Origin of the sequence: Salegentibacter holothuriorum (assembly GCF_900168045.1) — a bacterium.
GTDB classification, from domain to species: domain Bacteria; phylum Bacteroidota; class Bacteroidia; order Flavobacteriales; family Flavobacteriaceae; genus Salegentibacter; species Salegentibacter holothuriorum.
This window is the reverse complement of record NZ_FUYY01000007.1, coordinates 34565-48510: the sequence shown is the minus strand read 5'-3', so window position 1 is coordinate 48510 and position 13946 is coordinate 34565. Positions and strand designations below refer to the sequence as shown.

At 32.7% G+C, this 13946-nt stretch carries 10 protein-coding genes and 1 pseudogene; 7 read left to right on the top strand and 4 right to left on the bottom strand.

What is annotated here, in order from left to right; translation table 11 throughout:
• Positions 1-158: 158 nt before the first annotated feature.
• A complete protein-coding gene (locus tag B5X51_RS13640) occupies positions 159-1319 on the bottom strand; it encodes a helix-turn-helix domain-containing protein (protein ID WP_079721750.1) in 1161 nt (386 codons plus the stop codon).
• Positions 1320-3031: 1712 nt separating this feature from the next.
• On the opposite strand from B5X51_RS13640, the gene B5X51_RS13635 reads away from it, so the two are divergent.
• Together B5X51_RS13635 and B5X51_RS13630 are read left to right on the top strand one after the other, a co-directional pair.
• Positions 3032-6073, top strand: a complete 3042-nt coding sequence (locus B5X51_RS13635) for a sensor histidine kinase (protein ID WP_079721749.1) — start codon at positions 3032-3034, stop codon at positions 6071-6073.
• The gene (locus B5X51_RS13630) at positions 6066-6734 is read left to right on the top strand and encodes a LytR/AlgR family response regulator transcription factor (protein ID WP_079721748.1); all 669 of its coding nucleotides are present in this window, start codon (positions 6066-6068) and stop codon (positions 6732-6734) included. Before B5X51_RS13635 ends, B5X51_RS13630 begins: the two co-directional genes overlap by 8 nt.
• Before the next feature lie 535 nt (positions 6735-7269).
• Here B5X51_RS13630 and B5X51_RS13625 read toward each other — a convergent pair.
• Positions 7270-8361, bottom strand: a complete 1092-nt coding sequence (locus B5X51_RS13625) for a Fic family protein (RefSeq protein ID WP_079721747.1) — start codon at positions 8359-8361, stop codon at positions 7270-7272.
• A gap of 459 nt (positions 8362-8820) precedes the next feature.
• Between B5X51_RS13625 and B5X51_RS13620 the strand changes: the two genes are divergently transcribed.
• Positions 8821-9366 carry a hypothetical protein gene (locus B5X51_RS13620; protein WP_079721746.1) on the top strand — a complete coding sequence of 182 codons (546 nt, stop codon included), beginning with the start codon at positions 8821-8823 and terminating at the stop codon, positions 9364-9366.
• A 125-nt stretch (positions 9367-9491) separates the two neighbouring features.
• Positions 9492-9728: a hypothetical protein gene (locus tag B5X51_RS13615; protein WP_079721745.1), complete on the top strand. Its 237-nt coding sequence runs from the start codon at positions 9492-9494 to the stop codon at positions 9726-9728.
• 66 nt (positions 9729-9794) lie between these two features.
• On the opposite strand, the gene B5X51_RS13610 is transcribed toward B5X51_RS13615, so the two are convergent.
• A complete protein-coding gene (locus tag B5X51_RS13610; protein ID WP_079721744.1) occupies positions 9795-11093 on the bottom strand; it encodes a paraquat-inducible protein A in 1299 nt (432 codons plus the stop codon).
• A gap of 196 nt (positions 11094-11289) precedes the next feature.
• Here B5X51_RS13610 and B5X51_RS13605 point away from each other — a divergent pair, with 196 nt between their 5' ends.
• On the top strand, positions 11290-11535 hold the full coding sequence (locus tag B5X51_RS13605; RefSeq protein ID WP_139374899.1) for a hypothetical protein: 246 nt from the start codon (positions 11290-11292) through the stop codon (positions 11533-11535).
• Here the strand turns inward: B5X51_RS13605 and B5X51_RS13600 are convergent.
• Positions 11483-12598, bottom strand: a complete 1116-nt coding sequence (locus tag B5X51_RS13600) for a DUF2914 domain-containing protein (protein WP_079721742.1) — start codon at positions 12596-12598, stop codon at positions 11483-11485. The two genes, B5X51_RS13605 and B5X51_RS13600, sit on opposite strands and share 53 nt — an antisense overlap.
• 367 nt (positions 12599-12965) lie before the next feature.
• On the opposite strand from B5X51_RS13600, the pseudogene B5X51_RS13595 reads away from it, so the two are divergent.
• Positions 12966-13611: pseudogene (locus B5X51_RS13595) on the top strand (class I SAM-dependent methyltransferase); the annotation flags it as partial.
• Between the two features lie 31 nt (positions 13612-13642).
• Positions 13643-13885 carry a hypothetical protein gene (locus tag B5X51_RS13590; protein ID WP_139374898.1) on the top strand — a complete coding sequence of 81 codons (243 nt, stop codon included), beginning with the start codon at positions 13643-13645 and terminating at the stop codon, positions 13883-13885.
• Positions 13886-13946: the final 61 nt, after the last annotated feature.

Below are 13946 nucleotides of genomic sequence, written 5' to 3'. Positions count from 1 at the left end.
AACTTAAAAAAAACTTTTACAATAGAATTTAGCCCCACCTAATTCGTTCTGCAAAAAAAATCTAAAAAAAAAGTTAAAGCCCCTAAAATCAAAGCAAAATGGTGTCCAAATTCGATTTGGACACGTGCTTTTCTTAAAATCTATTTCGAGAGTGCCGCCTATCTTAAGATTAACCCATACTGACTTGGACTTACATTCTCCTGAACTTTAAAAGCCTTGCTAAAAGAAGTTCTATTGGCAAAACCACATTCACTAGCTAAAGCTTCAATAGTATTTTGTTCCAAATAACCATCTTCAATAAGTTTCTTTGCATGTTCCATGCGTAAACTATTCTTATAAGCTGCAAAACTTAATTCATATTGTCTCTTGAGAAAATATGTAATATGATGTGATGGCATTTGCAGTTGATTAGCACATTCTGTAAGATTGAAATTTTGCTTTAGATACAGTTTACTCCTTTTTAGACTTTCTAGTTTAAGAAGAACCTCCTGCTCATTTAAGCCAAATTTTAGATTATCATGCTGTACTTCCGGTTGTATAGTTGAAGAAGATTTTATCTGCTGAGGATAGCGGTGCAAAATATCGGGAAAATAGATTGGAATAACTCCGGTTAAGAAAAGTGCTATATAAAGCAAAAAGGTTATGATTCCACTATTTTCACTTATAAAAATAAGAGACCCAAAAATACTTAAAAGCTCCATTTTTTCTAAAGCATAAACAATAGTAAGTAACGCCATAATTGTTAGAATACTCCATAAGACTATAAGCCATTTATTAAAGATATTTTTCATTTCATCATTATCACCTTTTTTAATAAATAGCCATATTTTTGGTGATAGAAACAATAAAACACCTAATTGCCACGCATTCCGTACAATAAGATGTTGATCGAGGTCCAAAAGCCAATAATGTACTCCTAATCTTTTCTTTGGATTGGAAATAGTTTGTGAAATAATATCATTATAATAACTCTCCGGTTGAAAATAAACATAACCAACATCTATCACGCCTAAAACAAAAGGAATTAATAGTATTAGTTCTGCTTTATACCATTTGAACTGATTTGTTAAAATGATTTTATAATAATAATAGATAGGAATAAATAGAAGATGATAGGGTAATAATGGCCAAAGAAAAAACCACTTGAAATGCTCTAAAAAACCACCATCTATAATATATGCCTGCAAGGCGTACACCGATAATAAAAAATAAAAACTACCTAAAATACGATTAGCAAAGGTGCTAGTTGACTTTTTAAAAAATAAGGTGCTAGATAAAATAAAGCCGAAAATAGCAGCTAACAATAAAATTATAATCATTATATCCTCATATTATCAATTGACCTAAGTGGGCTGATGTAAATTGGAAATATTTTCTTAAAATTCACAATAATGATTTAATTCTTTGATTAACCATAGAAAAACTGCTGAACGATTTATTTTTATTAAAATTTTAACAACAAAGATATAAATTTAAATTCAAAAAAAACAACCGGAATAGTCATATTCACCTTAAAAATAGTGTTTCAGAAGGCCATGAAGCTAAAAACAAATTTTACCGTCATTCAAATTCGTTTAGTCTATTAACGTTTTGTTAACTAATGCAGTCACAAAAATAATATTCGTTTTAAAATTATAAAAGGGGAGTTTTCCCCTATTGTTTTGCATTCTAAGGCCAATTAAATGACATACATTTTCCTTCAAAGTAATTTACGAACACAATGAATTATTTGCACCGCGATAAAGTTTAGCTTTATAGGTCATCTTGAGCGCAGTCGGGACGTTTTTGTTAGACCTTTAGACTGCGCATTGTTTACGGACAATCATTTCCTATAATAATATAGACGCTAAATTTCAGTTGATCTAGAGTTATTTTGATTACTTAACGATAAAAGTAGGAAAGAAGCGGATGTGTTAAAAAAAAATGTCGTGAACGGCCACCTTTTTGTCGTGAACGGCTATTTTTAATAAAAGAAGGGGTTTCTTATATTTTTTAGACACAAAAAACATATCGAAATAAATTTCAGCAGACTTACTAACCAGCTGTAATAGCTATTAAGCCCCTAATTATTTCTGTGAATTTAGTTGCAGAATATGATCATCTGGAGTTGCTAATTCCAAAACAGTTGTCTTTTGACTCATAGCCTTGTTATGAAATTAAATTTACTGAGTGCATAAAAAAACCTTTCAGCGAACTGAAAGGTTTTAAAATTAATCCGATATACTTTTGGATAAGACCTAAATAATTCTATCCCCAAATAGAAATAAATTAAACAATATCCATTATCGGATTAACCCCAAACTAATTCTTTATGAAGTCTCTACTTCTATCTTTTTAACACTACTACTAAACTCGTCTTTTAACGATTTTTCATGAGTATTGTAATTAATTAAACTTACTTGCTCCTCTAAAAGAGCCTTCTCCCTCCATGAGAGAGAATTTAGTAGTTGGTTCATTCTATCCATATCCGTTCTTAGTCAGAGAACCTCTTCTCTTAGTCCCTTTCATACATTTATCTGTCGCTTATTTAAATCGACTATGGTTTGAGGTTCCAGGTCCGCACCTCCTATAGTTGTTTCTTTAGCATGTAAGCTTTATTTTATTTCTAGTCTTTAGTCTTTAGTCTTTAGTCTTTTAAATTTACTTTTTAGCGTGACGCTATCTTATCAATTGGTATTTAAACGTTGAATATTTACACTCTGTCGCCAAAAGTAGAAAAGAAGTAGGAGGACTTAAAAAAAATGTCGTGGATGGCCACTTTTTTGTCGTGAATGGTTCTTTTTAATGAAATTATTCCAACAGAATTAATATCCAAGCTACCATAGCTATTAAATCTCCATGCATCTTTTGGATAGATTTCATGAAATTTAAATAGGTCTTACACTTGTATTAAGGAGAAAAATTTTTAGCGTTTTACAGGTGCTAGTATGTCTTTTGAAATGAATAATTTATATTTTTAAATAATTATTTATTTTACGTAAAAAACTATAATGCTTTTTTACATTTGATTTAACATATTTTAAATCAAAAATTGAAAAAATTAGTTTTTTTATTCTTTTTACTTTTTTCAGTATCACTTTGGTGTCAGGAAGAAAGTTCTCTCTTAATTAGTAAAAATACCTTTTCATTTAGAGACGGTTATTTAATCTCCAATCCCTACCATTCCATATACGATAAAAACGGCTGGCTGTGGATTTTGGGTGAGAACAAACTTTCAAACGAATATATTTTAGGGGAGCAAGAAATTATTATTCAACGTTTTGACGGGGCTAATTTCTTTACGCTAAAATTACCCAAGACCTTTGATAAAAAAATTAAAGAAGGCCATTTCTTTAAACATAAAGCCAACGGCCTTTATCTAAAATTATATTACCAGGCTGCCCGGGCAGAATTATTTTATATCAACACAGAAACTTTAGCCATTAAGGCTGTTAAAGAATATAATGAACTAAACAAGAACTATTTAATTTCTGAAGCCTATGCTGCAGGGAATTCGACCCGTATAGTCCTTACGTCAAACAATAAATTCTATAGTGCTGCACTTGAGAAATTGAGTTTAAAGTTTAGTGATTCTATTGCTTTTGAAAAACCGGTGACTCAACCGTTTCTGGCAAATCCAATTACTCTAGATGACTATACCCTTATTAAGTTACTATTTGAAAATGAAGGATATTTTTTGAATAAAGAAGGAAAATTTATAAAAAAAATAAGCGAAACTGATTTTCAAGCTAGTGATAAGACTCATTTTTTTCCAAAGGCCTTTCATACCTCTTTTAAAGTCGATGATTCATTTTACGTATATCTGGATAACTATAAAAATGTTTTTAAATTCAATAAAGCACTTAAAAAATTCATAGAAATACCCAATACCGGTAATCTACTTAGCAAAAATAAAATGTTGGAATTTACGCCAGATTCCAAATATGCCTTTTCAAATGAGATTGCTAGTGATTATACTGCAATTGAACTGTATAAATTTAAAGATTTCCAGAAGGAGTTACTCACTAAAGTTCAAATAAAGAGTTTTTCTAAAACCGCTTACAGTGAATTTGGAAAAGACCTGGTAGTTCTAAACGGAAACACCTTAGAATCGTATTCTCTTATTAAAAGTAAAATCAAAACTTTTTTAAAAGGTAAAAGTATACGTGCCATTAAAAAGCTGAAGGATAACAATTATATTGTAGCAACAGATACTGAGGGATTTTACAGCATAGATGTAAAAAAAAATACAGAGGAACGAATTAAGATTTTAGAGGGACCTAGAGAGCTATCAATTAATTACTCCAGGGATATTTTTATTGAGAAAGACAACACATTTATAATTGGAGATTCTGATAATTTATACACCCTGGATTCGAATTACAAAGTAATTAAAGATAAAACCATCAAAATACATGGTGAAGAAATCATAAAAATAAAAGACACCCTGTTTACTGCAGATCAAAGAGGTGTGATTTCTAAATACAGTATTAACGAAAAGAGATTTACTAAAATTCTAAATACCGATTCTATACAAGTAAAGGAGTTTACTACAGATGGCAAAATACTTTATGCAACCTCGTCCCAGGGAATTTTTGAATACGAAAATGGCACCTTTAATACCTACGAATTTAAAAATGTAGAAACAGATCATTTGCTGTCCATAAGCCACCTAAAAGATTATGGGATTCTGGTTTCTACGAAATTTGGTGAAATTTATACATTCAATACAACAACTAAAAAATTAAATCTTTTTTACGAAGATGCATTAAATGCATCAATAGTAGGTATGGTTGCAGACCATACGGGTACTTTATGGCTAAATACTTATGCGGGAATTGTTTCTTTCAACCCATCTTCAAAAAAAATAATTAGATATACTAAAAAAGATGGAATTTATGAGCTTGAAGGTAATAGGTTCAGCTCCTATAGAGACGAGCAAGATGGTAGTATTCTAATGGGAAGCTATAAAGGTCTAAGCTATTTTAAGCCTGATGAATTGGTTGAAAATAATCTAAATGTACAACCTCACTTTACTTCGGTTTCATTTTTTAATTCAGAAAACAATCGCTGGGAAATTAATACTTCCCCCGCCTTTTTAAACAAAACCAGCGAGATCGTTTTGCCTTCAGAATACAGGAGGTTTTCTGCAACACTATCTGTTTTTGGACAGATGAAACCTCAGGATATTAAATACCGGTATCGCTTATTAAATTCCGCCAGTAACTTAGACTGGTTTACCACCTATGCTGGGAAAGAAATTTTATTTGCAAATCTGGCAGCAGGAATCTATACCCTGCAGGTTGAAGCCTACAGTGCTTCTAAACAAAAGATAGGAGAGACTATTACTTTAAAAGTCATTGCCGAAGAAGTATTTTATAAAACCTGGTGGTTTATTTTACTGTTTCTTCTATTTGTTTTCACCGCCGTTCTATATCTGTTTAATCAATATAAAGTAAAACAGAAATTATTTGCAAAAAATAAAATTGCTTTGAATGAAGCCAAAATCAAAAATACTATGATGTTAGAAATTCATCACAGGATTAAAAATAACCTTCAAATTGTTTCCGGTCTATTAGGCTTGCAAATGGCAAACAGTAAAAACGAGGAATTAAAAGCAAAATTACAGGATAGCCAAAGCAGGATAGAGTCTATTGCAGGTATTCACAACCTCTTGTATAATTCAAGCAATCAGAATCTTATTTCTCTTAAAGAAAATATAGAAAATTGTGTAGCTTATTACAAAAAGCTTTTTCCTGTAAATGCAACATATCATTTAAACATAGACGCTTCCATTTTAAGCATCAATCAAGCCACCCCCTTTTCACTTTTATTGAATGAACTCATAAATAATTCAAACAAACACGCTTTCGCGGAAACCGAGCATCCAGAAATTTTCATACATTTTGAAAAGCGGGATAAGAAGTATGTATTTGAATATTCTGACAATGGTAGTTTTAAAAACCAGGAGAGCCAAAAGCAGGCTATGGGTATGAAAATTATAGGAATGATGAATAAGCAATTAAAAGGAGATCTAAAGATCGAAAAAACTACTAATTTCAAATTAATTTTACTTTTCCCAACACATGAGTAACATTCGAATCTACATCTTAGAAGACGAAATAATAACCCAGGAACTTCTAAAACAGACGCTGGAAGATTTGGATTTTACAATTTGCGGGATGGCAACAAATGCAGAAACGGCGCTCACAGAGATCAACCTAGTAAAGCCGGATATTGCTATTTTAGACATTAGGGTAGAAGGCTCACATACCGGGGTTTGGCTAGGGAATCAATTAGATATACCCCTCATCTATTTAACTGCTTTTAACGATGTAGATACCATAAAAAAAGCAATTGCTACAAAACCAACCAGCTATTTAGTAAAACCCTTCAACAATAAGGATTTATATATTGCTGTAGAATTAGCAGTAAGTAAAATAGAAAATAAGGCGCAAATCATTATAAAGGATAAAGACAAAAAGGTTATCCTTTCTGAAGAGCAGATTTTATTTGCAAAAAAAGAAGATCAATATCTAATATTATATTTAAAAGATTCTGAAAAATTAATTCGTTCCAGTATTAAAGATTTTCTGGAGCAGATGAATTCTTCTTCATTTTTACAAGTACACCGTTCTTATGTAATCAATAAAGATTGTGTCACTGCATTTAATAACAAAGAAATTACAATTCACAACAAAAACATTCCAATCTCAAAGAGTTTTGTTAAAGAAGTTTTAGAGGAAATTTCTTAATCTTGCTATACAGATCCGGGTTCACATTAATACCACTGATTTTACCCCATAAAAAAAGCCCCTCGATTGAGGAGCTTTCTGCAATTTTTCGGTCTGGACGAGACTCGAACTATTTTTAAAAACCCTTATTTTATAGGACTTCCCAGAGGGTCTGTTTTTGCACTCACCGAATTCGGCACCTTTCACAAAGTTTAACATTTGAAATACGCAAATAAAATCAAAGGAAATTAAACACAATTTTATCTTTAATCATCTGAAATTTAAACTTTTTATCTGACTAAAAGATGTTGGTAATAGTAAAAAAAGAAAACATTACTAAAAATCAATTAAATGCTAATCGCAATTTAATTTAGAAACCCCATTGAATCTGTCAGGAAATAAATAATTCTAAGAATAAATCGTTAAGCAATTAAATAATTAGGTCCAGCGTTTATGTGGATTTTATTTACAATAAAATATCCACTATGAAAAACCACTACTAATTACAGTAAATCATTATATCTATTTTTACCGACTCAAGAGATAAAATAAAGTTTCATATATTCAAATGATAACGGGTACTTTTTCTATCACCAGTTTTGGTGAATGCTCCTAAATCAACCATTTTTTTCAAATCTCTGGTAGCGGTTGAAGCCGTTGTTCCAGTAATCTTGATATAATTTTTGGCACTTAAGCCACCTTTGAATCCTTCCAAACCTTCTCGAAAAATCCGATTTATCACTTTCGTTTGGCGCTCATTGAACTTTTCATCAAACTTCTGGAAATACTTCGCTTTGCCTATTAGAAAATCAATTATTCTCTGGGTATAATCCTGAGCCTGAAGAATTGTTTCACAAAAATACACCAACCATTGAGTAATTTCAATTTCTTTACTATTGAGATGTAAGGATTTATAATAAAGTTTCTTATTATTTTCGATAATATGTGAAAGAGCTATCAATGTAGGACGTTCTAAATATTGCGACAATACCTTCTCTGATAACGCACGACCAATTCTTCCGTTTCCATCTTCAAAAGGATGGATGTTTTCAAAGTACAAATGCGCAATACCGGATTTAACCACCGGGCCGGGGCATTTATTTCCTGTTTGGTTAAACCATAAAATATACTTCTCCATTTCCTCTTTTACGGCATCAGATGGAGGAGCTTCAAAATGAACTATCGGCCGTCCCATTGAACCTGAGACTATTCGCATTGGATCTGGATGTGTTCTATAACCACCTATATCCTGAAGATCGCGACGCCCGTTCATCAACATTTCGTGCCACAAAAATAATTGTTCATGGGTTAAAGGAGATGAATAATTATTGTATAGATCAATCATCATTTCTGAAACTCCGTGTTCGGCAGGAGATACTTTTCTTTTATTGTACTGAAGTCCAAGGTGTTTGCGAATTGAGGATTGCAATGAATCCCTGTCAAGCAACTCACCTTCAATCTTAGAGGTTTGAAAGGCTTCATCACTTAGCAACCTAACCTTTAACTCATCTTGACCCTCATTACTGATATGCTTCAAACTACCGTACAACATCCCCGCTTTTTGCAAAAATGCTTTTTCATAGGAAAGCAAGGCTTCTGAGTTAAATTCAAAATCAGGCCAGTTTTTAAGTTGCCAATTCCACGCCATGAGCTATAATTTTTAAATTATAGCTCAATATATAGCTAATTAATGAGCTATAAAAATATTTTTATAGCTCAAATACACGTGTTTTTTGAGCTGAACGAAAAAATTAATCGGCTCGAAAACTTCAATTACAACTCAAATATAGGCGACATATTTGGTCGCCTCCTTCTTGTACTATTGCAATTCAGACGAAGATAAATGAGAATTACAGAAACAACAATGGCTAAAAAGCAATTTCTGAATATTCAGCGAGAAATCACTTGACTGAATCGAAAATTAATAACCACACAAGCGTATTAACTAATTACATTTATCTCCAGCTGAAGGATATCAAGCCCAGGAGACTGAAAAAATTCAAATACTGCTTTACGGAAAGCCGTAATAATATCCCACTTAAGCCTGGTAAATTAGCGCAAACAAAATTCACTTGCTCCCCATGTAGTGGAGCTCAATTTTCAGTTAATGGAAAATTCCCACGAAATAAAAAATCTAACGTACAAGGTGTTTAAGGAGGTTCATAACCTGAATTCATCAAAAGAGATAACATTTGAAGAAGTAAAATCTAAAATAGAGGTCATTTCCGCAAACATTAGTAAAGCTGAAGAAAAAGCCCTGGATGATCTAGCACATATAGAATTGCAGGAAAGCATTATGAGAAATCTAATTTTCGACTACTGTGTTACCAATAATTATGAAGTAAACGAGTTCCCTTTTAAACAATTTAAAAAAATTGGAAATCAAGAACCCGGTTATGACAAAGATTACGTCACCCTAAAACGTACCGAGTATTATCTCGATAAACTAACCCTGGAAAAGAAGGATGTTTTTGAGTTGAGAAAAATTGCATTGCAAAAATATTATCCTAACTGCAGCCCGGAAAGAATATATGAACATGCAAGAATTAGCATTCAACTGGCAGATGAAGAAAATTTTGATTTCGATTTGATCCAGCCTGAGATCGAAGAGGAAACAATATATATGGAAGCAGAGCGTCCATCATTGCCATAGATTTTTCTTAATTTACATTAAGTCCCCTCACCTATCAATTTAAAATATGTAAATCTGATGACTTTAATAAAAGCGACATGTTTTGACGCCTTCTCGCCTTAAACTTGTAATACAAAACAACAGCGATGAGAACATTAGAAATAACACTTACCGAAGAACAATACCAACATATTCAGGAAGAGATCAAATATGGCGGTAGAAAAATGCTGGAGGAAGAAACTTTAGGAGGTTTCGAGATCACGCTTCACGTTGGAGTTCCCAATATCTATACTTATTTGGAAATGAATTATATCAATAAGATCGATCTCGGAGAAGTAGAATGGAGTTTTAAAAACCCTAATAAACAAGCTTCCAAAAACTAAAAGATCGAAAGAAAAGACAACCGATAGAAACCCTGCTTTTAAAACCTAAAACATTTAACCGCTTTTTTATTTTAAACTTGACGTATCTAAAACCGTAATCTTTTTAAGAATTGTAGATAGTACAAGACTAAACAAGACGAAAGCTATAAAAATAATGAATCCCGGCTGCAAGGACGTTTTATTGGTAGATATACTCACGAGGGATTCAGTTTCAACATTCGCATTAGCAAGTTGATGGTCCAGTATACCCTGGAATCCTATATAAGCCATAAATATTGCGATAACATAAACATCTGCCATACTCCATTTACCAGATTTAAAAGCGAAGAATTTCAGGATTTTGCTTCTCCTTATTTTTTCGTTCCCGGCCAGGTAAATCTGAGTGGAAATAAGTTTAGCCACGGGAAAAATAATACTAAATACGAGAATTAGAATTCCCACAAAAAAAGAATCTACCTTTCCCGTTTGGAACAAAATATCTATTACCTGCAGAATACTTTTACTTTGAAAGAAGATTACCTGATCGTTAAAAGTGATTTGTTCTCCAATCAATAAAAAATTTACTTGCTGAAAACGCGCATCTATTTCTATCATAGGAGCAGTTAGCCCCGCGAAGAGAACTACCAGGGATAAAATCACCGAAATAATAAACAATGGCGTATGTAAGAAAAATTGATTTCTTAACATCCACCAAATAAAAAGAAAAACCACAATAATACCGAGCAAGATATAGGTATGATTGTAGGTTTGATCCTCCAGTGTCATTAATTTTTCTGAAGTTTTTCGGTTAAAAACTTCAAGGCCCGTAACCTCATATTTATCCAAAAGTGAATTTAATCTTACAACAGCAGTTTCAGAATCTGCGTGAGTCATATCACTGTATTCCTGCAGTTTACTTTTAATGACGTATTTAAGCGCTTCTTTATTCTCCGGCTGCTGGATTTCATCTACTATAGTTTGGGCAAACATAGGTACCAGCGCCCTTATCTTTTCTTCGGGCACCAGCGTTCTTACTGCAAATTTTCTTAGTTTTCCTTTTAAACTTTTTTGTTTAAGGTTCATTAAACTATCACCCTTATCAATCCCGGTCATGAGAATATTTTCTACCTGCAGCACAAGCGTATCTTCCTGGGCAGGAGTAAAATCAAATTCATCAATACGGTTTAAAACCATATTCGTTAAATGATCTCTCCAGATATTTACTGAAAGGAGTCCGTGGGTGATGCTATTAAGCTCACTGTAATCCTTCTTGATTTCTGCAGCTTCAGAAGAATATTTATAAACCAAGTAACTACTCCACCCCGCTAGGCATACCAAAAAACCAGTAAATAAAACAAGGAGAATGCGCTTTATATTTATGGCCATGATGTTGCGAAGTATTCTTTAAAGGTACTTCATTAATCCGGATAAATTCGGTGAGGTTTTCCTGCTGAAATATTAATTAACTATAATTTTTTTCTTGTAAAAAAAGTCCATTTCATTATAATTAAAATATCATCGAGACGAATTATTTTAAAAATATTAACAGTTATATCGCTTAAATTTGATCCTATATTTAAAAATGAGTATGTCTTCGTTAAGGTTGGTTTTGATCTTATTTTTATTGCTTACTGGAAGCAGTACTATAAATATGTTTGCTTCTGAAATAGAACAAACCCATTGGAATCACGATGTTGAAGGCCAAATTTCTGAAGACCTCAGTGAACTGAACCAAGTTCAGCATGACGTAAAAAGCACCGTTGAAGAAACAGTTTTTAAAATGTTTTCTTTACCATTCCTACTTTATGAGGTTCAGAAGTATTTTTAATCACAAAATCCACAACACCAAGTACCAGTTCCTCTTCTGTAATTACATCAACTTTCCATTGGCCTTCCCTAAGGTTGTTTTTATAAGTATATCCACGAAAACCTTGATTACGCCCACCGGTAACTTCAAAGCCAATGTCATCAGATACTTCCCATTCCCTCGTTTCGGGATTGTACCGTTTCCACCTATGAAAAATGGACTTTTTTAAATCTGTAGGGGCAAAAACAGAAGTGAATACATAAACTCTTTGATCTGCCTGACGATGAAAATTGGTGTGATGTTTTCGCCAAAATACATACCATTGATCCTTCTCGTAAGTAACGATATATTCGTTATTTTTTTTCAGCACATTATGTGCTACCAGCCCGGTATCCATTGCCAGCGGCACTGGTGGAATAAGATTGAAATAGTAAAAAACATTAATTGTTATATAGATAGAAAGGATAATACTGGTCAGTTTTTTTAGACTTATCTCAGCTCTTGTGACTTGGCTTGACCTGTATATAAATATGATGAGTACCAGCGTACACCCTAAACTTACAAGTCCGGAAATGATAAAAATAAAGCTATTCATTTCCCTGATCAGCGTGGGAATCATAAAAGCGAAAAAGGTAAAACTTATAAAAAAATAAACACTAAACTGAAGGTATTTATTGGAGATTTTCTTTTTTAGAAACTCGTTTGCAAATAACAGCAGAACCAGCAATATGAAAAAAAACATAGTTTTTGACATAGACACACTTCTGAAAAAATAGATGACAAAAGCACTGGAAAGTGCGCCAAAGAAAAACTGTATAGCTAGTGGAAAATATTCGGAAAAACGTCTGATAAAAGTACCTTCCCACTTGTCATCATCCACGGTATTATATAAATAAAGCGTTATGGATAATAAGGTCATGTGCGAGCAAAGTACCACCGTATCATAAACACGATCTATTCGCCCTAAGGTCAACGTATCAAAAATAAAACCACCCATAAAAAAAAGAATGGGAGCGTACTTTTGATTGCGAATAACATACCTCCCAAAGGCACTTTTTCTATATCTTATTAAAGCTCTTCTCATAATGTATTGAGTAGCGCCAAATGTAGCGTAAAAACTTCATCCAGATAATTGCTTTGACTTTAATGCCAGAGAGCTTATGAAAAAAAACGGAATTAGTATCTTATCGAATATTTCAGCGAAAAGGAATTTATTGTTCATTGTTATTCGGTGCTTCAAAAAAAGCCATGGATACACCGATAATTCCAGCTGTTAGCCCAAATCTAGTGGGATTTAGAATTTGGCATTTGGTGGTTTTATTATACCGTCCTCTGCTTTCTGTCCACTTTTCAAAATTAAAATTTGGTCCTTCAACCGTTGTATGTACCAGATTTTAATCCTTTACTTTTGAGTGATGATCCGGTATTGATCTTTTTAATGACAAAAAAAAATAAAGAAACCCTGGCCAACGAAAGCCGCCATTGCGCAGATCTATGAAAAGAACCTGTGGGGTGGGGAGAAATCTGAATTTTACTCTGGTTTAGGCTCACATCATCCTGAAACGGTAATTCCTTATATTGCTGTAGTAGCTGCTTTTTTTAAAAGTTTTGACAGTCCCCCAATTGTTTGTGATCTGGGTTGCGGAGATTTTAATATTGGTAAAGAATTGGTGAAGTACTCAAAGAAGTATTATTGCCATAGACATCGTTCCAGATCTTATAGCGCATAACAAGAAAACATTTAAAGCTGAAAATTTAGAATTTCATTCTTTGGATATTGCTGAAGATAATTTGCCTTCCGGAGATTGTGTGATTCTAAGGCAGGTTTTACAACATTTATCGAATACTGAAATAAAAAGTGTGGTAGAAAAACTATACAATTATAAGTATATGATTTTAACAGAGCATTTACCGGAAGGAAACTTTTTACCAAATAAAAATATTATTTCCGGACAGGGAATCAGGCTAAAAAAACAAAGTGGTGTAAACCTTTTAGCTTCGCCGTTTTGTTTTAAGGTTGTAAACGAAAAACAGTTATTATCGATAAACTCAACTGATTTTGAAGGATTTGTAGTAATTACGCTTTATAAAGTATTTTTAACCCTGGCAATCTTTTACTTTAAGATTTTTGGATATTACCTTGCAACATACCGAGTATTATCTGGATAAACTAAGCCTGGAAAAGAAGGATGTTTTTGAGTTGAGAAAAATTGCATTGCAAAAATATTATCCTAATTGCAGCCCGGAAAAAATATATCAACATGCAAGAATTTGCATTCAACTGGCAGATGAAGAAAATTTTGATTTGATCCAGCCTGAGATCGAAGAGGAAACAATATATATGGAAGCAGAGCGTCCATCATTGCCGTAGATTTTTCTTAATTTACATTAAGTCCCCTCACCTATCAATTTAAAATATGTAAATCTGATGA